Below are 19,499 nucleotides of genomic sequence, written 5' to 3' on the forward strand. Positions count from 1 at the left end.
CCTTTCTCCAAGACGCCGCGCCGCTCGTGAGCCCGCCCGTGAATTCAGCTCCTCTCGTCAGCCTCGTCATTCCCGCCTACAACCCGCGTTTCTTCCGACGAGCCTTGCAGGACGCGCTGGCCCAGACGTATCAGCCGCTGGAAGTGCTGGTGTGCGATGACAGCCCGAACGATGAAATCCGGCAGATCGTCGAGCAGTTTGCCGACAGCACTCACGTGGCCCTGCGCTATGTGCGCAATCCTTCGCGTCTGGGATTCGTCGGCAACCTGCTGACGTGCCTGAGCGAAGCGCAGGGCGAGTTCATCAAGTTTCTGTGCGATGACGACCGGCTGTTTCCCGCCGCCATCGCCCGGCAGGCGAATGTGCTGATCGAGCATGACGACGTCAGTCTGGTCCTCGCTCAGCGTTACTTTTGCGACCCGGACGACATCCAGTTGCCTGCGCGGATCGAGAACTGCCCGCTCGCCGAAGCCAGTTCGCTGTTCTACGGCCCGGACCTGTTGTCGGTGTTCGACATTTCGCCGACCAATTTCCTCGGTGGCCTGACCAGTTCATTGATGCGCCGCCGCGACGTGCAGGCCATCCTGCCGGCTTTGCCTGAAGTCGGCAAAGGCTTCACGGCGCTGGTGGACTTCGTGCTGTACGTCTGCCTGCTCAAGCGCGGCAACATGGTCATGCTCAACGATGTGCTGAGCGCCGAACGCCTGCACCCGGAGCGGTTCAGCCGTCAGCAGGCCGTGCAGGACCTGATCGACGATGAACGTCACTGGCTCAAGCAAATGCTCAAGGCGCGGACCGCCGAGAACGCCCCCGAATACGGTTGGGTGCGCTACGTGCCGCTGTCTGAAGCGCAGGCGGGCAATCGTACCTGGCAAGAGCTGCCGCTGAGCCGCATGCTGGGCGACCGGCAGGCCGCATTACCCTGGCGAGTGGGCAGCGACAGCGAAAGTTTTTCCGAGCTGTATCAGCAGTGGTTGAGCTTCCGCACCCTGTTTGGCGCCGAGCGCCAGCGGGTGGCCGAAAACGTGGCCACCTGGCCGTCGCAGCCGAAGCTGGTAGCCGTGGTGCTCGACGAGTTTGGCAGCGCGGCGAACGTGGCGCTGACCCAGGACAGCCTCGATGCCCAGTTGTACCCGGCCGAGTTGACGTTGGTGCTGTCCAGCGCCTGTGACGCCCCGGTTTTGAACGAACGGGTGTTCACCTTGCCATTGCAGGCCGACTGGGTGGCGCAGCTCAACGAACTGTTGCCGCAGTTGCAGCGCGTTGACTGGGTTTACCTGCTGCGGGCCGGGGACCGTCTGACCGATTGTGCGCTGCTGGTGCTGGCCGAGCGCATGGCCACATCGCCCGAAGTGCTTTGTCTGTACAGCGACGAAGGCGCGCTGCACAAGGGCGAATCGGCTGAGCCCATTTTCAAGCCCGATTTCAACCTCGATCTGCTGCGCAGCTACCCCTATGTCGGGCGTGTGCTGGCGTTCCAGCGTGAGGCGCTGTTGCAGGTCGGCGGCTTCGACGCCGGTTTCGGCGAGCTGGCGCCCCACGACGCGATCTGGCGGTTGGTCGAGGCCCACGGTCCGGTGGTGCAGCATGCGGCGGAAATCCTCGTCGAGTCCCGTTTCTCTTTCCATCAGTGGCTCAAGCTCGCGGATGTCGCCAGGCAGAGCGCGCCAGTGGTCAGTGCGCACCTTGAGCGCATGGGCATCGCGTATCAACTGCACGACACCGAAGAGCCGCTGATCAATCAGGTGCAATATCTGAGCGACGAACAGCCGCTGGTGTCCATCGTCATTGCCCACAAGGATCAGTTGGCGGCCTTGCAGCGTTGTATTGAAACGCTGCTGAGCAAGACGGCCTACGGTCAGTATGAGGTGCTGATCGTTGACCACGGCAGCGTGGGGGTAGAGGCGCGCAACTGGCTGGCGGACATGCAGCAGGTCGGTGGCGACAAGCTGCGCGTCGTGCAATACGCCGGGCAGGGCAGTGGCGCCGATGTGCGCAATTTCGCCGCAACCCACGCCCGTGGACAGTATCTGTTGCTGCTCAGCGTGTACGCCGTGATCGCCGATGCCGCCTGGCTGGACGAACTGCTGAACCATGGCCGCCGTGCCGAGGTGGGCGTGGTCGGCGCCAAACTGTTCAGTCCGGAAGGCTATGTACTACAGGCCGGGCTGATTCTGGGTTATCACGGCCCGGCAGGCCCTGCGTTCTTCGGCGAGCCACTGGGCGCACCGGGCCACCTGTTGCGTTTGCAGGCTACACAGAACCTGAGTGCCGTCGGTCCTGAGTGTCTGTTGATTCGTCGGGCGCTGTTCGATCAGTTGACCGGGCTGGACAGCAGCGGCTTCAGCGGCAGCCTGAGTGAAGTCGACCTGTGCCTGCGGGTGCGTCAATCCGGTTATCTGGTGGTCTGGACGCCGCGTGCATTGCTCGCGCTAGGGGCTTCGCCGCTGGCCGAGCAGGTGCGGGAAAAACAGTCGTTGATCGACGATCAGCACGAATTCTATATGCGCTGGTTGCCCACCGTGGCCCGTGACCCGGCCTATAACACGAACTTGCGTTTGACCGGTTCGTTCTACAGTCTGGAGCCGGGCTTGAAAAAGGGTTGGAACCCGTACTCGTCGCGGCGTCTGCCGAACGTGCTGGCGATCCCGGTCAACAGTACAGCGGTCGGGCACTACCGCGTGTCTCAGCCGTTCCTTGAGCTGGAGGCCGATGGCCGGATCGAGGGGCGTCTGAGCTATGACTTGCCGTCGATCATCGATCTGGAGCGTCAGTCCCCCGACGTGATCGTGGTGCAGTGCCGCTACAGCCAGACCTCCATCGATCAGGTCGTCACCCTCAAGACGTATTCCAACGCCCGACGCATTTACGAGCTGGACGATTACGTGATCAGCGTGCCGAAGAAAAACGGCCACATGCGCAACATGCCGACCAACATGGGGGAGATGGTGCGCCTCGGCACCAGCCTGTGCGATCGGGTCGTGGTGTCCACGGCGGCGTTGGCTGACGCGCTGTCCGGCATGCACCACGACATTCGCGTGGTGCCGAACATGCTGGCTTCGTCGTTGTGGAGTGGCGTGCGCAGCCAGCGACAAACCTCCCGCAAGCCGCGTGTCGGTTGGGGTGGGGGCACCAGTCACGCCGGTGACCTTGAGATCATCGCCGAGGTGGTCCGCGAGCTGGCCGATCAGGTGGAGTGGGTCTTCTTCGGCATGTGCCCGGAAGCGTTGCGGCCCTACGTTCACGAATTTCACCCGGCGGTGGGCTTGGCGGCTTATCCGGCCAAGCTGGCGAGCCTGAATCTGGATCTGGCACTGGCGCCCCTGGAACACCACATCTTCAACGACTGCAAGAGCAACCTGCGGCTGCTGGAGTACGGCGCCTGTGGTTACCCGGTCATCTGCAGCGACACCCGTGCCTACGAAGGCTACTTGCCGTGCACGCGGGTCGTCAGCAACAGCACCGCCGAGTGGCTGGACGCCATTCGCATGCATTTGGCCGACCCTGCCGCCAGCTATCGCATGGGCGATGAACTGCGGGAGATCGTCATGCGCGATTACATCCTGCGTGGCGACAACTTGCAGCATTGGGTCAACGGCTGGCTTGCCGACTGATCCGTCTTTCGTGGCACCCCCGGCAAAGGCCGCATCAGGCCTTTGCCTCTTCCCTCGCATGTTCATCGCTCAGAGTTGGCGTAGTTCCTGCTACGTCACCGCCATGACGCCATAAAACGCACGCCTCAAGTGCCTGCTCCTGTGGGCTGGCGAACCTGTCCACTGGACTTCGGTCCCCGTGGCAGAGGGCGTGCGTGCGGCAAGCGACAGATTTCAGGCGCTCGATGAGCGGCTTGATGTCGCATGCCCCGGGCTTGCGTTCCCTCTCGGAACATTTCTTTTTTGACGCTTGGCAGGATGGCAGGAACGTAATGCATAGCCACCAACTTTCGGGAAACACCATGTCGTTTAACCAGCAGCTCACCCTCGTTGTCATCACGCAGGACCGGCCTGCGTTCTTGCGCCGGACCCTGCAGTACTACAGCTCGCTGGCTGCCCGGGTGCTGGTGCTCGATGCTTCGCTGGAGTCCAATGGCGACATCGCTGCGTTGTTCCCGCAAGTGGGCTATCAACATCTGCCCCAATTCGCAGATAAACCACAGCAAACCATCGCTCACGGCGTTGCCCAGGTCGCGACGCCGTTCATGGCTTTTGTCGATGATGCGGATTTCCTGGTTCACGACGCGTTGGTTCAGTCGGTGGACTTTCTTGCGGCGAACCCTGCCTACGGCCTGTGCCATGGCTACTGCCTGATGTACAAGGCACACGGCGACAGCGTCGAGTACCTGCGTCGCGACAAGAAAGTGCTCGAAGACTACGCCAGTGATCTCGCCGCCGAGCGCGTGTCGAGTTTCATGGATCAGTACCTGCCGCCGTTCTACGCGGTCACCCGCACGGCGCTGCTTGAACAATGGTTTGCAGCGCTGCCGGAAGGCTGTTCGGGGGAAATGCAGGAGTTCGGCCACGCGTTCTACCTGTTGGCCAGCGCCAAGGCGCGGATCCTGCCGATCCCTTACGTCGTGCGCGAGAGCGAGCATCGTTTCTGCGGCCAACAGACCAACATGCTCAAGAAGCTGGGCAGCACTGATCCCGAATCCGTGGTGGAGCGTCAGCAGTTCGCCAGCTTCCTGAGTTCGCTGGACACTGGTCTGTCTGTGCTGGCCACCGCCGAGCGTGCCGCCGTGGTTCAGTCTGCCTACGACACCTTGCGCACCTGTCTGGACGAGCAGCGTTCGCTGACCCAGACCTCTATCCTGTCGTCGCATTGGCTCGACGTCTTCACCCCGGCAGAGCGCAAGTTCGGTCCTCGTCAGTTTGTCGAAATGCCGTTCTACAACCAGCCTTTCTTTGACGTACTGAGCCAGATCGAGTTTTTGATCCATGCCATGCCTGCGGGTCAGCAACAGATCGAACAGCTTGAAGGCGTGTGGGTGCGTCAGGAGCTGTTGCTGCGCACCCACGACAACGACAACGCCGAGACCATCGCCAATCGACTGTGGGAAGCGATGGCGCTGAATATTTTCAACCCGCACATCGTCGAGCCGTTGGCAAAACTCGTGGCCGATCAGGACAACCGCGAAGAGGCCGCGCAAATGGCCAAATGGCTGCAGCGCCTGACGTCGATTCATCGTCAGGACCATCGCATCGGTTTCGCCGACATGCCGTCCGGGCGCCTGTTGCATTGGCTCGATGCGCGCAAACCTTCTGTTGCCGATGCACAGGCGATCGTCCAACGCATTGCCGCTCAAGGCCCGGCGCCGCAGTTCGGTATCCTGCTGCTGGACCTGGAGGATGACATGCACAAGTTGCAAGTCACCCTGGACAGTCTGGTCGAAGGCCATTGCAAATCCTTCAAGGTGGTGGTGTTCACCACGGGTGAACCGCCTGCGGCGACCAGTGCGCAAAACACGCTGCACTTCGTGCGGGTGAGCAAAAGCAACTGGGTCGAGAAGATCAATCAGGTGGTGCAGCAGTCCACCAGCGACTGGATGCTCCTGGCCGACGTGGGCGACGAGTTCACGCCGGGCGGCCTGTTGCGTGCCTCGCTGGAATTGCAGGCGGCGCCGCAGTGCCGCGCCGTGTTTGCCGATGAGGTCCAGCGCCTTCCAGGCGGCGCGCTGACTCACGTCATGCGTCCGGGCTTCAACCTTGACTTGTTGCAGGGCAATCCGAGCCTGATGTCCCGTCACTGGTTGTTGCGCCGCGACGTGCTCGTGGAAGCGGGCGGCTATTCGGCGGACTTCACTCAGGCACTGGAATTCGAACTGTTGCTGCGCGTGATCGAGCAGGGCGGCATGGGCTGGCTGGCGCACCTGGACGAGCCGTTGCTGATCTGCGACGCGCTGCCGGTCGAGGAAAACCCGCAACAGCGTCTGGCGCTGACCCGTCATCTGAGCAACCGCGGCTACAAGGCGCAGGTCATTGCCACCACGCCGGGTACCTGGCGCATCGACTACCGCCACAGCCAGCGGCCAATGGTGTCTGTGTTGCTGGCCAGCGACGACAACCTCGCCGACCTGCAACGCTGTCTGGCCAGCGTGACCCTGCGCACCCGTTACGTCAGTTACGAAGTGCTGATTGCCGACAACCACAGCCAGTCGCCTGAAATGGTCGAATGGCTGGCCCGTCAGGAAAAAGGGCGTGTGCGGGTCATCCGCACCGAACGACGTCTGAGCAAGGCGGCGCTGATCAACGCAGCCCGTCAGCAGGCCAAGGGCGAGTACCTGATTCTGCTGTCGGCCCACAGTGAGATCGTCGGTCCGAACTGGATCGACGCGCTGCTCAATCAGGCCATGCGCCCCGAAGTGGGCGTGGTGGGTGCCAAGCTGCTCGACCGCCAGGGCAAGGTCAGCCAGGCCGGCCTGATTCTAGGCCTCAACGGCGGTGTCGGCCCGGCGTTTGTCGGCGAGCCGAAAGACGCGGCGGGTTACTTGCATCGCTTGTTGCTCGACCAAAGCTACTCGGCGGTCTCCGACGCGTGCCTGATGGTGCGCGCCGAACTGTTCGACGCCGTGGGCGGGCTGGACGAAGCGCAGTTCGCTGACGCCTTCGCTGATGTCGACCTGTGCCTGAAACTGGGCCAGGCCGGGTACTTGATCGTCTGGACGCCGCAGGTGCAGGTCGTCCATCCAGGCACTTTGCCCGTCGCTCCGGCTGCGTTGGCGGCCCTGCAAGGCAAATGGGCGGAAGCATTCGCCCATGATCTGGCTTACAACAAGAACCTGGACCTCACCGGCAAAGGGTTCTCGCTGGGCGAGCCATCCGGTTCGAGCTGGGCCGAACTGCTCGCCTGAGGCGGCAAGGGTAAAGGACTTTCATATGTTCAATGGCAAATCGGTGTTCATCTCAGGCGCGACCGGCTCGTTCGGTCGCCAGTTCATCCGCACGCTGCTGGAACGCTATCAGCCCCGGCGCGTGGTGGTGTTCTCCCGCGATGAACTCAAACAATATGAAATGCAGCAGGAATTCAACGCGCCCTGCATGCGTTACTTCCTGGGCGACGTGCGCGACGCCGAGCGTCTGCAACAAGGCATGCGCGGCATCGACTACGTGGTGCATGCCGCTGCGCTCAAGCATGTTCCCGCGGCCGAGTACAACCCGACCGAGTTCATCCGCACCAACGTCAATGGCGCCGAGAACATCATTGCGGCGGCCATCGCCAACGGCGTGAAGAAGGTCATCGCCCTGTCCACTGACAAGGCGGCCAGCCCGATCAACCTGTACGGCGCGACCAAGCTGCTGTCGGACAAACTGTTTGTCGCGGCCAACAACATCGGTGGCGAAGAACAGACCCGTTTTGCCGTGGTGCGCTACGGCAACGTGGCGGGGTCCCGAGGCTCCATCGTGCCGTTCTTCAACAAGCTGATCGCGGGTGGCGCCAGAGAGCTGCCGATCACCGATGCGCGCATGACGCGGTTCTGGATCACCCTGGACCACGGCGTGGATTTCGTCTTGCAAAGCTTCGAGCGCATGCACGGCGGCGAAGTCTTCGTGCCGAAGATTCCGTCGGTGCGCATCGTCGATCTGGCGCAGGCCATGGCGGCCGAGCTGCCGCACAAGATCGTCGGCATTCGTCCGGGTGAAAAGCTCCACGAGCTGATGGTCCCGCAAGACGATGCGCGCATGACCCTTGAGTTCAAGGATCACTACACCATCGTGCCGTCGATTCGCTTCAACAACGTCGACATCGATTTCGCCATCGACGCCACCGGCGAAAAAGGCAGCCCTGTCGCCGATGATTTCGAATACCGCTCCGACACCAATCCGGACTTCATGTCGGTGCCGCAGATCAGCCAATTGCACGCCGATATCCAGCCATGATTCCTTATGGTCGTCAGAGCATCGATCAGGCCGACATCGATGCGGTGGTCGAGGTGCTCAGGTCCGACTGGTTGACCCAAGGCCCGAGCATCGAGCGCTTTGAAGCCACGATGGCCGCGCGCTGTGAAGCCGGATTCGGTGTGGCGGTGTGCAACGCCACGGCGGCGCTGCACATTGCCTGTCTCGCAGCCGGGTTGGGGGAGGGTGACTGGCTGTGGACCAGCCCCAACACCTTTCTCGCATCGGCCAACTGCGGGCGTTACTGCGGCGCTCGGGTGGACTTCGTCGACATCGATCCGCTGACCTGGAACCTCGACGCCCATGCCCTCGCGGCGAAGCTGGACACCGCCGAGCGCGAAGGGCGGCTGCCGAAAGTCGTCATCGCCGTTGCGTTTTCCGGACAAAGTTGTGACATGCGAGCGATTCGTCAACTCGCGCAACGCTACGGCTTCGTGGTCATCGAAGACGCCTCCCACGCCGTGGGTGCCCGTTATGCCGGTCGCCCCGTGGGCTGTGGTGAATACGCGGACATGACGGTGTTCAGTTTTCACCCGGTGAAAATCATCACTACAGGCGAGGGCGGACTGGTGCTGACCAACCGGCCGGAGCTGGCCGAACGTCTGCGTCGTCTGCGCAGCCACGGCATGACCCGTGACCCGGCGCATATGGACGAACCGAGTCATGGTCCTTGGTACTACCAGCAGGTGGAGTTGGGGTTCAATTACCGCATCACCGATATTCAGGCCGCATTGGGGCTGTCGCAGTTGAACCGGCTCGACGGCTTTCTGGCGCGACGTCGCGAACTGGCCGCCCGTTACCAGACCTTGCTCGCCGATCTGCCACTGAGCTTGCCCACCGCGCAGACCCAAGCCGAATCGGCCTGGCACCTGTACGTGGTGCGGGTGCAGGTGCAGCGTCTGTCGATCAGTCATCGTGAGGTGTTCGAACGTTTGCGTGCTGCCGGAATCGGCGTCAACGTGCACTACATTCCCGTGCATTTGCAGCCGTACTATCGGGATCAGGGCTTTGGGCCGGGTGACTTTCCCCAGGCTGAGGCGTATTACGGCGAAGCGATCAGCCTGCCGTTGTACCCTGCCATGACCGACGAACAGCAGGACGAGGTGATCGGACAGTTGCGGCGCCTGCTGGTCGATGCCAGGGATGACTGACATGCCAGCACTGATTCAAGGATTCTCCTCATGACTGCCGTGGCAATCATCCCGGCTCGCGGGGGCAGCCAACGCATCCCGCGCAAGAACCTGAAGCTGTTCAATGGCCAGCCGATGATCGTCGGCTCGATCCGCACCGCATTGAGCAGCGGCTTGTTCGACCGGGTGGTGGTCAGCACCGACGATGAGGACATCGCTGAGGTCGCCCGTGCACACGGCGCTGAGGTGCCGTTCATGCGGCCCTCAGCGCTGGCCGACCATTTCACGGGAACGGCGGCGGTCATTCAACACGCCATCGGCGCGCTTGATCAGGCCTACGACTACACCTGCTGCCTCTACGCGACCGCGCCGTTGCTGCAACCACGTTTTTTGCGTCAAGGGCTGGAGGCCTTGCAGGCTGCCCCTGACAAATCCTATGCATTCTCGGTGTGCGGTTTCGGCTTCCCCGTTCAGCGGGCGTTGATCATGACCGAGGATGGCAGTCTCGATGCCATGCACCCCCAATACCGCCACGTGCGCTCCCAGGATCTGGCAGCGGCCTATCAGGACGCGGGCCAGTTCTACTGGGGGCGCAGCGAGGCATGGCTGCGCGGGGACGTCGTCTTTTCTTCACTGAGCCTGCCGGTCATCCTGCCTCGCCATCTGGTTCAGGACATCGACACCGAAGAAGACTGGCGGCGTGCCGAGTACCTGTATGCGGCGCTCAAGGCCAACGGGGAGCTGGAAGGGTGAGGGCCCTGATTCGCGCCGATGCATCGATCGCCATCGGCAGCGGGCACATCGCGCGGTGCCTGACGCTGGCGCATACCTTGCGCAAGCAACAGGTGGACGTGCAATTCGCCTGCCGCCAGTTGCCCGGCCACGCCTTGCAACGCCTGCGCGATGCTGGCTTCGTCACCCACGCCTTGCCGGGCCACTACGTTCAAGAGCACAGCGGCGCCGACATCGAAGCCGCGCTGCCCTGGCAGGAGGATATCTATGCGCTGGGCGAACAGTTGGCCGACGAGCCAACGTTCGACTGGCTGATCGTTGACCACTATGGCCTGGACGCTCGCTGGGAGACCGCAGCGCGTCAACTGACTCACCGCTTGATGGCCATCGACGACCTCGCCAATCGGCCCCATGCCGTGGACGTGTTGCTTGACCAGAACTATTCCGCGCAGGTGCTGGACAACCCTTATGCCCAATGGGTCGGGGCGTCGTGCCAGACATTCCTGGGACCGCGATTTGCACTTCTTCGCGAGGAATTCCAATGCGCGGCGATCGCGATCAAGCCGCGGGTCGAGCGGGTGCTGGTAAATTTCGGCGGGTTCGATGCAGCGCATCAGGTGCATGCGACGTTACTGGCACTGAAGGGCTTCGATGACCTTTCGGTGGACATCGTCGCGGGTTTGCACAACCCCGATTGGGAAGCGCTGCAAGCTTTGTGCGCCGAACGTCCGAACTGGCATTTGCAGGCGCTGACCGATGACTTTTTCGGCCTGATGCAGCGTGCCGACCTGTTCATCGGAGCCGGGGGCGGCACGACATGGGAACGGGCTGCACTGGGCCTGCCAACCCTGTGTATCTCCGTGGCGCACAACCAGGCACTCAACGCCCGGTTGCTGGGGCAAGCGGGTATGCACCGCTATCTGGGGTCTCACGAGTGCGTGACCACAGAACAATTGACCCACGCGATTCGTGACCTGATCGCTGACCCGGCGCAACGACTGAGCATGGCCGAGCGCTCGCGCGTTTTGGTGGATGGTTGTGGCGCCGAACGACTGGCGAACACCCTGATCGGGCATGAATTTTTTGCAGCGAGTGAGCAACCATGAACACCTTCAAGATCGGCTCCAGAGCGATCGGCCCCGATGCGCCGCCCTTCATCATCGCGGAAATGAGCGGCAACCATAACCAGTCGCTGGATCAGGCGTTGCGCATCGTGGAAGCCGCAGCCAGGGCGGGCGCCCATGCGCTCAAGCTGCAAACCTACACCGCCGACACCATGACGCTGGACATCGACGAGGGCGAGTTCTTCATCAAGGACCCCAACAGCCTATGGGCCGGCACTTCGTTGTATGCGCTTTACGAACAGGCCCATACCCCCTGGGAGTGGCACGCACCAATCTTTGCCCGAGCCAAGGCGCTGGGCCTGCTGGCGTTTTCCACACCGTTTGACGAGACTGCTGTCGATTTTCTCGAAAGCCTTGATGTGCCGGCCTACAAGATCGCCAGCTTTGAGAACACCGACATTCCGCTGATCCGCAAAGTGGCCGCTACCGGTAAGCCGATGATCATCTCCACCGGCATGGCCAGCATCGCCGAACTGGACGAAACGGTGCGCGCTGCCCGTGAGGCGGGTTGCAAGGATCTGGTTCTGCTCAAGTGCACCAGCACGTATCCGGCGTCTCCTGAAAACAGCCACATCCGCACGATTCCGCATCTGGCGGGGCTGTTTGGCTGTCAGGTGGGGCTGTCCGATCACACCATGGGCGTAGGTGTGTCGGTGGCGGCGGTGGCAATGGGGGCCACGGTGATCGAAAAACACTTCACCCTGGATCGTGCTGAGGGTGGCGTCGACGCCAGTTTCTCGCTGGAGCCTGCCGAGATGGCCAGTCTGGTGACTGAAACCGAGCGAGCCTGGCAGGGCTTGGGGCATGTTCAATATGGGGCGACGCAGGCGGAGCAGAAGTCGCTGCAGTACCGTCGGTCGCTGTACGTCGTGAAGGACATCGCCGAGGGCGAGGCCTTCACTGTACAGAATGTGCGCGCCATTCGCCCCGGTCTTGGCCTGGCCCCCAAGCACATCGATGCGATCTTGGGGCGAAACGCCCGCCAGCCGCTCAAGCGCGGAACGGCGCTTGACTGGGATGTCATTGGCTAACGCAGCCGCAGTTGCTCCTGCTCTTGCTCTTCGAACGCAATAGTCCAGACACCGCCGAACGCGACTTGCGTTCAGCCTGCACCCAACTCGGGTTCGGCGGTGTCTGGACTGTTGCGTATGGAGATCAAGAGCAAAATCAAAAGCTGGGGCTGGGCGCCCTGCCGCAAGGGCGCGGTGCCCTGCCACCCACAACCGCATTTTGGTGACATCTTCATGTCAATTGCCTGTCGTAAAGCCAATCGACCCTTGCGCCGCACTGCCCGGTCAGCTAAAAGCTTGTAAAACTTTTGGTGACCTGCGAGTCACTCCGGGCATCTCCACTGTATCGTGCTTGCTGCAATGACGACATCTGGCCGAATTCAGCGGTGTTCTGGCTGATTCAACGCCTGATGACTCGGTTTTTTAGGCTTCAAGCCCCCCGGATTTTCAATGCCCCGCCTCAGGGCGACGGGCGATGTTCAGCGTTTTTGATTGGGAAGCCAGAATGATTGGCATTAAAAGCATAGCGAGTTACGTGCCGACAGCCGGCGTCGACAATTACGCGCAGGGTGCAAAATTCGGGAAGGATGAAGACTTCATCCTCGGCAAGATCGGCTCCGCTTTTCTGCCACGCAAAGACGATGCTCAGGAAACCTCTGACCTGTGTGTCGAAGCCGCCAACAAGCTGTTCGCCAACAACCCGGAACTGTCTCGCGACGCCATCGACGTGCTGATCGTCGTCACCCAGAACGGCGACGAAGAAGGGCTGCCGCACACCTCCGCCATCGTTCAGCACAAGCTCGGCCTGTCGACCAACGTCGCCACGTTCGACATTTCGCTGGGCTGCTCGGGCTACGTCTACGGCCTTTATGCGATCAAAGGTTTCATGGAAGCTACGGGGTTGAAGAACGGCCTGCTGGTGACCTCGGACCCGTATTCGAAAATCGTCAGCCCCGACGACCGCAACACCACCATGCTGTTCGGCGACGCCGCCACCGCCACCTGGATGGGTGAAGACGCGCAGTGGCATCTGGGCAAGTCCAAATTCGGCAGCGATGGCAGTGGTGCTGAATTCCTCAAGACCATCAACGGCAACTTCTATATGAATGGCCGCCAGGTGTTCAACTTCGCGCTGGTGAAAGTGCCTGCGCACTTGAATGAATTGCTGGAAGAGTCCAGCCTGCAATCCTCCGATATCGATGCGTTCTGCATTCACCAGGGCAGTGCGGCTATCGTCGATGCCGTCGCGCGCCGCTTCGAAGAAGGTGCTCAGGCCGAGAAGTTCGTCAAGGACATGCTCGAAACCGGTAACACCGTCTCTTCCAGCGTGCCGTTGTTGCTGGAAAAGCACATGCTCGACTCGACCTGGAAACGCGTGGCCATCAGCGGCTTCGGCGTAGGCTTGTCGTGGGGTTCGGCGATCCTTTATCGTCCTTGACCCTGAGTCAGTCAAAACGGCGACACTGATCATCAGGTCGCCGTTTTTTTATTCCTCTCGTTTGATAAGGACGCGCTCATGAGCGAGATTTTCCAGCGCAACCTCGCCGTCATCGAGCAGCGCTGGCCCCACATTGCTCTTCGGCTGCACGCTGAGGATGCCTGGGCCGTGCCCGCCGAGCAGGTGGACGGTCAGGCATGGACGCTGTCAGTGGCGGGAATTCAGCTCACCAGCCGCCATGACCGGATCGCCGAGGCGCAATTGCAGGCGGCCAGTTTCCCTGCCCAGTGTGCCGAAGCCCATGTGTACGGGACTGGGTTGGGGGATGTACAGCGCGTCATGCTGGGATCTTCCAGCCTCCAAGCCCTGCATGTGCACATTCTCAATGGCGCGTTGTTCGCGTTGGTGCTGCAACTGCTCGAACAGGATGACTGGCTGAGCGACCCTCGGGTGGTGCTGGCGTATGCCGACGAGCGAACGGAAATCCAGTTGCCGTTCTTCGCGTTGCCTGCCGAAATGGTGCTCGCCGACGACAGCAGTGCGCGGATTCGCGATCGTCTGGTCAGCGAGGTGCACGTCAATTTCAATAACCGCGAATTCTCCACCGACAACCCGGAAAACATCGAGCGTCTGAAACAGGGCAGGGCGCTGCTGGAATCGGACAGCGATGTGGCCGCGCTTTTCGGCACGCACGCGGGCCGTGATGTGTTTGTGATCGCCACCGGCCCCAGCCTGCAACAACATTTGCCCCGTTTGTCGAACGTCTCGCAGAGCGCTCAACGGCCGTTGCTGATCTGCGTCGACACCGCTTACGTGCCGTTGCGCAATCAGGGCATCCGGCCGGACATCGTGGTCAGCATCGACCATCGCATCAGCAGCCGACACCTGCCTGCCCCGGATTCCGAAGGCATCACGCTGGTGTATTTGCCCGGACAGGACGCTGCCATGCTGAACGCCTGGCAAGGACCGCGATTCGTTGGTTACTCATCCAGCCCGATGTACGCAGAGATTCGCCAGCAGACTCCCAGGGCGAGTCTGTTCGTGGGCGGCAGCGTCATTCACCCGGCCGTCGACCTGGCCGTGCAGATGGGCGCGGCGAGCATCACCCTGTTCGGCGCCGACTTCGCCTTCCCCGGTGGCAAGACCCACACGGGCTGGCAGGACGGTGCGCTTGGCCCGGAATTGAATATCGCCAAACACTGGGTGCTCGACGGGCGAGGGAACAAGGTCAAGACACAGCTCAACTTTCGCAGCTACCTGATCGAGTTGGAACGCTACATCACCCAACACCCAGACGTGCGGTTCTTCAACACCAGCCGCGACGGTGCCCTTATCACCGGCACCCACTTCGACCCGGACTGGACGGCACCATGACAGACCTTGAACACATCTCCCACGATGCTCGTCGCTGCGCTCGGTTGTTTCGGCTGGGACGCGACATCGAAGGGGCATTGAAAATGGTCGAGTTGATCGACGCAGCGCTGCCAACGTTCACCGCCCGTCCCGCGGATCAACACGCCGAATGGGCGCAAGTATTGACTGCAATCTTGCAGTGCCAGGAACGGCAGGACTGGATTGGATTGGCGGACTGGCTGGAGGGGGAGTTTGTAGCGTTGTGTGTTCAGTGATTATTTCTCCTGCGAGAAAAATCGCGGAAAGTTCTTACATATAAATAAGTTGATATCGAAGAAACGGCCCGAAGAGGCCGTTTTTTTATGTTTTTTTAAAGCTGATATTTCTGAATACGTTAGCGTATTAATTGCCCTTCATTTGTCGTGATGGCACCGGTGATGTTGAGGTTTAGCGATTAAAGGCATTGGGTGAATCGTCGATAGCGGGACCGTTAGGCTTTTCCGGGAGAAATGGACTTCCCCGTTTTTTGAAAGCCAACCGTTTCTATCAACGAGGGAATTAAAAATGGCTTTGACTGTAAATACCAATATTGCTTCGCTGTCTGTGCAACGTAATTTAAATCGGTCCTCTGATTCGCTAAGCACAGCTATGACTCGTCTATCTTCAGGGTTGCGGATCAACAGCGCGAAGGATGATGCCGCAGGCATGCAGTTGGCAACGCGCCTGGCGACGCAAGTTCGCGGCATGACGGTTGCGTTGCGCAATGCCGGCGCGGCGATATCGATCATTCAAACGGCCGAAGGTGCTTTAGATCAGAACATGAATAACTTGCAGCGCATGCGTGATCTCGCTATTCAAGCAGCGAACGGCGATAAAGGTCCAAAAGAACGCGATGCCTTGAATGCCGAGTTTCTAAAATTGAATGCCGAAATTACGCGTTCTGCCGCAGGAACGACCTTTGGCGCGGAGCTTCGTTTGTTGGATGGAAGCGCGGGAGAGCTCAGCTTTCAGATTGGTGCAAACGTCGGCTCGACCGAAAAAATCAGTCTGACCCTTGATCAGGATTTCTCTGCCAAATCCATTCTTGCGGCGAGTGAGGACATACCCGCTGTCGCAGCTGATGCAACAACCTCAGGGTCTAGGGCCGTCGTGAAGGGGGAATATACGCCGTTGACGATCGATGGTACGGGTTTCCGGAATATCTCTAACAGCGTGACGCAGGCCATGATGGATGATGTGAAGACTGCGACAACCGATCTGGCGACCGCTGAAAAGACGTTCGCGGCCATTGCTACTCCCGCCCAGACAGACATCGATACGTTGAACGCAGCTAAAAAGAAATTGGCTGATGCGGAGAAGGTGGTGGGGGACGCTAAAGCGAGTGATATCGCTCTCAATAAAGCAGCCCGTATCGAAAACATTGAATACACCGTCAAGGCGATCGATTTGGCGCTCAGCAAAATCAACGCAGCCCGTGCGGACCTTGGGGCGAATCAGAACCGGATGTCCAGCGCGATGGAAAACCTGCAAAACATGGTCAAGAACGCTGAAGCGTCCAAGGGGCAAATTCAGGATGTGGATTTCGCGGCGGAAACGGCAGAAATGACTAAGCAGCAAACGTTGCAACAGGCGTCGACGGCTGTGCTGGCCCAGGCCAACCAGCTTCCGGCGGCGGTCCTGAAGCTGCTGCAATAAAAATATTCGCTGCTATAAGCGATGAATCGCCGGACGCGTCCTGTGGCGCGTTCGGTCAAAAAACTCGTGGGTAATGAATGGCTTAGCGTTGTGATTAAAGCTTGAGCGAGTTGCGCCGAAACGCTGTGTAACCCCCGTCAAAAGCAGGGGTGGCGCTCTGGTGGCAAAAAATTTTGAAAAAGCCCTCAAGCTCCTTGCAGATACGACGATAAACATTACGAAGGTTCTCTAGGCCACACCCGGCGCTTGCCAGGGCCGGAAAGCCGCAGTACCCAACCAACGAGGAATTCATCATGGCTTTAGGCGTAAACACCAACGTAGCTTCCTTGGCTGTTCAGAAGAACCTGAGCAAGGCTTCCGATGCACTGTCGACTTCGATGACCCGTCTGTCTTCCGGTCTGAAAATCAACAGCGCTAAAGACGACGCAGCCGGCCTGCAGATCGCCACTCGCGAAACTTCGCAAATCCGTGGTCAGACTGTAGCCATCAAGAACGCCAACGACGGTATCTCGATCGCTCAGACCGCTGAAGGCGCTCTGCAAGAATCGACCAACATCCTGCAGCGTATGCGTGAACTGGCCGTACAGTCCCGAAACGACACCAACGGCACTGCTGACCGTACCGCTCTGGACGCTGAATACTCTCAGATGTCGGACGAACTGACCCGTATCGCCAACTCGACTAACCTGAACGGCAAGAACCTGCTGGACGGCACCGCGAGCACCGTGACTCTGCAAGTTGGCTCGAACACTGGTACTTCGAACCACATCGACCTGGTCCTGACCGGTACTTTCACTGCTTCGGCACTGGGCGTAGCGAGCGGCACCACTTCGATCAGCGGCACCAGCAACGCCACTGCACACACCAACGTCGACGCCGCCATCTCGGCAATCGACACCGCTCTGGCGACCATCAACGCCACGCGTGCAAGCCTGGGTGCTTCGCAAAACCGTCTGACCAGCACCATCTCCAACCTGCAGAACGTCAACGAAAACGCCACCGCTGCACTGGGTCGTATTCAAGACACCGACTTCGCAGCTGAAACCGCTAACCTGACCAAACAACAGACTCTGCAACAAGCTTCCACCTCTGTTCTGGCCCAGGCTAACCAGCTGCCATCCGCTGTTCTGAAGCTGCTTCAGTAATATCGGCTAGGGTTTTGGCGGGGGAGTGTGCTTGCGTGCTCTCCCGCTTTTTACTTTGAGAGGTTAAAGACATGGACCTAAGCACCCGATTGAACATGGCTTACCCCACGGTGCAGTCTTTGCCATCCGTGCCTGCTGCTGTCACAGACAAGCAAGCCGTGGCGCCTCAAGTCGTTCAAGCTTCAGCCGTTTCGGCAGACGCGGACACGGCGACGAGTAAAGACTCTGACGACGAAAAGAAGACTCAGCAGTTGCAAGCAGCCGTCCAGGAAATGGAAAAGTTCTTTCAATCGGTCCGCCGCAATCTGGAATTCTCGATCGACGAGGGATCCGGTCAGGTGGTCGTGAAAGTGATTGCCACTGAAACGGGCGAAGTCGTGCGGCAGTTGCCGTCCGCCGAAGCTCTGAAGATCGCCGACAGTCTGAAAAATGCAAACAGCCTGTTGTTCGATGCAAAAGTTTAACTGGCATGAAACGTGAAGGCGGTTCTTTTGAGCTGTCGTGCAGTCAAAAGACCGACTCAACACCGAAAGGAGAAATAGATGGCTAGTCCAATTACCACCACCACCGGCTTGGGTTCGGGCCTGGCGATCAGTGACATCGTCACCGCGCTGGTGAACTCCGACAAGCTGGCCAAACAGACGCAAATCACCACCCAGACCAAGCTGGTCACCACCAAGCTGTCCGGGATTGGTACGTTGAAAAGCGCGATGTCGACGTTCCAGACGGCCTTGACCAATCTGGGCAAGACCAATTCTCCGTCGTTTTCCGGCTATGCCGCCAAAGCCTCTGATGCCACCAAGTTGACGGTGACCTCGGACAACTCTGCGGTGCCGGGTACTTACAGCATCAATGTCAAGAATCTGGCAACCAGCTCCAGTGTTGCAACCGGTGCATTCACCGACGGCGCCACCAGTGCCATTCCGAGTGGGAATTTGACACTCACTCAAAATGGCATTAACACCAGCATCACCATTCCTGATGGCGCGACCCTGACGTCGGTTGCCAAGCAGATCAATGCCACCACCAGCACCTCCGGCATCAGTGCCAGCATCATCACCGATGACAAGGGTTCGCGTCTGGTGTTCAACTCCACCAAAACCGGTGCGGGTTCCGATATCACGGCGACCAGCGATGTGGCGCAGTTCAATATCGCGGCTGACGCCAAGCTTGATCCAACGGACGTCAACAGCGCGGGCTATGTCACCGCCAAGGCGGCCAGCGCCAGTCTGACCATTAACGGTCTGACGGTCACCAGTGCCAGCAACACCATCGACAAGAGCCTGGGCGGCGTGTCCATGACGCTCCTCGCTGAAGGCAGTTCCACCGTTACAGTGGCCACCAACACCGACGGCCTGAAAGCCTCGCTGCAGACCTTCATCGACGCGTACAACACCGTCGTGAATGCGGTCAGCTCGGTGACCAAAGCCACTATCAGCGACACTGCCGACGCCACCACCGGTGCGACCGTGACCCCGGCCGCCCTGACCGGCGACGCCATGCCGCGTTCGATTCTGTCGGCGCTGCGTAACGAGCTGGTCACCACCGGCGCTGACGGCAACCTGTCGGTGCTCTCGCAGCTGGGCATCACCACTTCGCAAACCGACGGTACGCTGTCTCTGGATAGCACCAAGTTCGACAAGGCCATCAACACCCAGGGCCTGGCGGGTGATGTGCAGCAACTGTTCTCCGGCACGGGCGATGGCAAGAACGGCCTGCTGGCGCGCATGACCGCCGCGATTACGCCGTACACCCAAACGGGCGGGATTTTCGACACCCGCACCGCGAGCCTGAATGCTCAGCAGAACGATCTGACTGACGAGCAAACAGCGCTGGATCTGCGCGTCACCAACCTGACCGCGACCCTGACCGCGAAATACAACGCGATGGACTTGTTGGTCGGGCAGTTGAAAGCCTCTGCCACCAGCATCACGTCGTTCTTCGACTCGCTGAACGCTCAGCAAAGCGGTTGATGAAACA

Annotated in this window: 14 protein-coding genes; all 14 read left to right on the plus strand. The window is 60.2% G+C overall.

Annotated features, from left to right (window positions below; genetic code table 11):
* Positions 1 to 38: 38 nt before the first annotated feature.
* The 14 genes from ACI5GA_RS24330 to fliD all read left to right on the plus strand — a co-directional run bounded on the left by ACI5GA_RS24330 (position 39) and on the right by fliD (position 19,492).
* Positions 39 to 3,614: a glycosyltransferase gene (locus ACI5GA_RS24330; RefSeq protein WP_421424609.1), complete on the plus strand. Its 3,576-nt coding sequence runs from the start codon at positions 39 to 41 to the stop codon at positions 3,612 to 3,614.
* Positions 3,615 to 3,955: 341 nt separating this feature from the next.
* Positions 3,956 to 6,847, plus strand: coding sequence for a glycosyltransferase family 2 protein (locus tag ACI5GA_RS24335; RefSeq protein ID WP_421424610.1), 2,892 nt, complete (start codon positions 3,956 to 3,958; stop codon positions 6,845 to 6,847).
* 25 nt (positions 6,848 to 6,872) lie between these two features.
* A complete protein-coding gene (pseB, locus tag ACI5GA_RS24340) occupies positions 6,873 to 7,874 on the plus strand; it encodes a UDP-N-acetylglucosamine 4,6-dehydratase (inverting) (RefSeq protein WP_421424611.1) in 1,002 nt (333 codons plus the stop codon).
* Positions 7,871 to 9,043, plus strand: coding sequence for a UDP-4-amino-4,6-dideoxy-N-acetyl-beta-L-altrosamine transaminase (gene pseC, locus ACI5GA_RS24345; protein WP_421424612.1), 1,173 nt, complete (start codon positions 7,871 to 7,873; stop codon positions 9,041 to 9,043). Before pseB ends, pseC begins: the two co-directional genes overlap by 4 nt.
* Before the next feature lie 30 nt (positions 9,044 to 9,073).
* A complete protein-coding gene (pseF, locus tag ACI5GA_RS24350; protein ID WP_421424613.1) occupies positions 9,074 to 9,775 on the plus strand; it encodes a pseudaminic acid cytidylyltransferase in 702 nt (233 codons plus the stop codon).
* Entirely contained in the window at positions 9,772 to 10,860 is a 1,089-nt protein-coding gene (pseG, locus tag ACI5GA_RS24355) for a UDP-2,4-diacetamido-2,4,6-trideoxy-beta-L-altropyranose hydrolase (protein WP_421424614.1), read from the plus strand. The genes pseF and pseG overlap by 4 nt, the downstream gene beginning before the upstream one ends.
* On the plus strand, positions 10,857 to 11,909 hold the full coding sequence (pseI, locus tag ACI5GA_RS24360) for a pseudaminic acid synthase (RefSeq protein WP_421424615.1): 1,053 nt from the start codon (positions 10,857 to 10,859) through the stop codon (positions 11,907 to 11,909). The genes pseG and pseI overlap by 4 nt, the downstream gene beginning before the upstream one ends.
* A 484-nt stretch (positions 11,910 to 12,393) precedes the next feature.
* Positions 12,394 to 13,326: a ketoacyl-ACP synthase III gene (locus ACI5GA_RS24365; RefSeq protein WP_404632891.1), complete on the plus strand. Its 933-nt coding sequence runs from the start codon at positions 12,394 to 12,396 to the stop codon at positions 13,324 to 13,326.
* Positions 13,327 to 13,404: 78 nt separating this feature from the next.
* A complete protein-coding gene (locus tag ACI5GA_RS24370; protein WP_421424616.1) occupies positions 13,405 to 14,700 on the plus strand; it encodes a motility associated factor glycosyltransferase family protein in 1,296 nt (431 codons plus the stop codon).
* Positions 14,697 to 14,954, plus strand: a complete 258-nt coding sequence (locus tag ACI5GA_RS24375) for a hypothetical protein (protein ID WP_421424617.1) — start codon at positions 14,697 to 14,699, stop codon at positions 14,952 to 14,954. Before ACI5GA_RS24370 ends, ACI5GA_RS24375 begins: the two co-directional genes overlap by 4 nt.
* Before the next feature lie 289 nt (positions 14,955 to 15,243).
* Complete coding sequence (locus tag ACI5GA_RS24380) at positions 15,244 to 16,374, plus strand: flagellin (RefSeq protein ID WP_404632897.1); 1,131 nt, start codon at positions 15,244 to 15,246, stop codon at positions 16,372 to 16,374.
* A 293-nt stretch (positions 16,375 to 16,667) separates the two neighbouring features.
* Entirely contained in the window at positions 16,668 to 17,519 is an 852-nt protein-coding gene (locus tag ACI5GA_RS24385) for a flagellin domain-containing protein (protein ID WP_404632901.1), read from the plus strand.
* 71 nt (positions 17,520 to 17,590) lie between these two features.
* Positions 17,591 to 17,983 (plus strand): flagellar protein FlaG, encoded by a 393-nt coding sequence (locus ACI5GA_RS24390; protein ID WP_404632903.1) that lies wholly within the window; start codon positions 17,591 to 17,593, stop codon positions 17,981 to 17,983.
* Positions 17,984 to 18,061: 78 nt separating this feature from the next.
* The gene (fliD, locus tag ACI5GA_RS24395; protein WP_404632905.1) at positions 18,062 to 19,492 is read left to right on the plus strand and encodes a flagellar filament capping protein FliD; all 1,431 of its coding nucleotides are present in this window, start codon (positions 18,062 to 18,064) and stop codon (positions 19,490 to 19,492) included.
* Positions 19,493 to 19,499: the final 7 nt, after the last annotated feature.

This window comes from Pseudomonas sp. Pseu.R1, from assembly GCF_045764065.1.
In the GTDB taxonomy this organism is placed as follows: domain Bacteria; phylum Pseudomonadota; class Gammaproteobacteria; order Pseudomonadales; family Pseudomonadaceae; genus Aquipseudomonas.

Excerpts from the sequence above, each read along its gene's own strand:
- ACI5GA_RS24370 (WP_421424616.1), top strand. The coding sequence starts at position 13,405 with ATGAGCGAGATTTTCCAGCGCAACCTCGCCGTCATCGAGCAGCGCTGG.
- ACI5GA_RS24375 (WP_421424617.1), top strand. The coding sequence starts at position 14,697 with ATGACAGACCTTGAACACATCTCCCACGATGCTCGTCGCTGCGCTCGG.
- pseI (WP_421424615.1), top strand. The coding sequence starts at position 10,857 with ATGAACACCTTCAAGATCGGCTCCAGAGCGATCGGCCCCGATGCGCCG.
- pseB (WP_421424611.1), top strand. The coding sequence starts at position 6,873 with ATGTTCAATGGCAAATCGGTGTTCATCTCAGGCGCGACCGGCTCGTTC.
- ACI5GA_RS24390 (WP_404632903.1), top strand. The coding sequence starts at position 17,591 with ATGGACCTAAGCACCCGATTGAACATGGCTTACCCCACGGTGCAGTCT.
- ACI5GA_RS24385 (WP_404632901.1), top strand. The coding sequence starts at position 16,668 with ATGGCTTTAGGCGTAAACACCAACGTAGCTTCCTTGGCTGTTCAGAAG.
- fliD (WP_404632905.1), top strand. The coding sequence starts at position 18,062 with ATGGCTAGTCCAATTACCACCACCACCGGCTTGGGTTCGGGCCTGGCG.
- ACI5GA_RS24335 (WP_421424610.1), top strand. The coding sequence starts at position 3,956 with ATGTCGTTTAACCAGCAGCTCACCCTCGTTGTCATCACGCAGGACCGG.
- ACI5GA_RS24380 (WP_404632897.1), top strand. The coding sequence starts at position 15,244 with ATGGCTTTGACTGTAAATACCAATATTGCTTCGCTGTCTGTGCAACGT.
- pseF (WP_421424613.1), top strand. The coding sequence starts at position 9,074 with ATGACTGCCGTGGCAATCATCCCGGCTCGCGGGGGCAGCCAACGCATC.
- ACI5GA_RS24365 (WP_404632891.1), top strand. The coding sequence starts at position 12,394 with ATGATTGGCATTAAAAGCATAGCGAGTTACGTGCCGACAGCCGGCGTC.
- pseC (WP_421424612.1), top strand. The coding sequence starts at position 7,871 with ATGATTCCTTATGGTCGTCAGAGCATCGATCAGGCCGACATCGATGCG.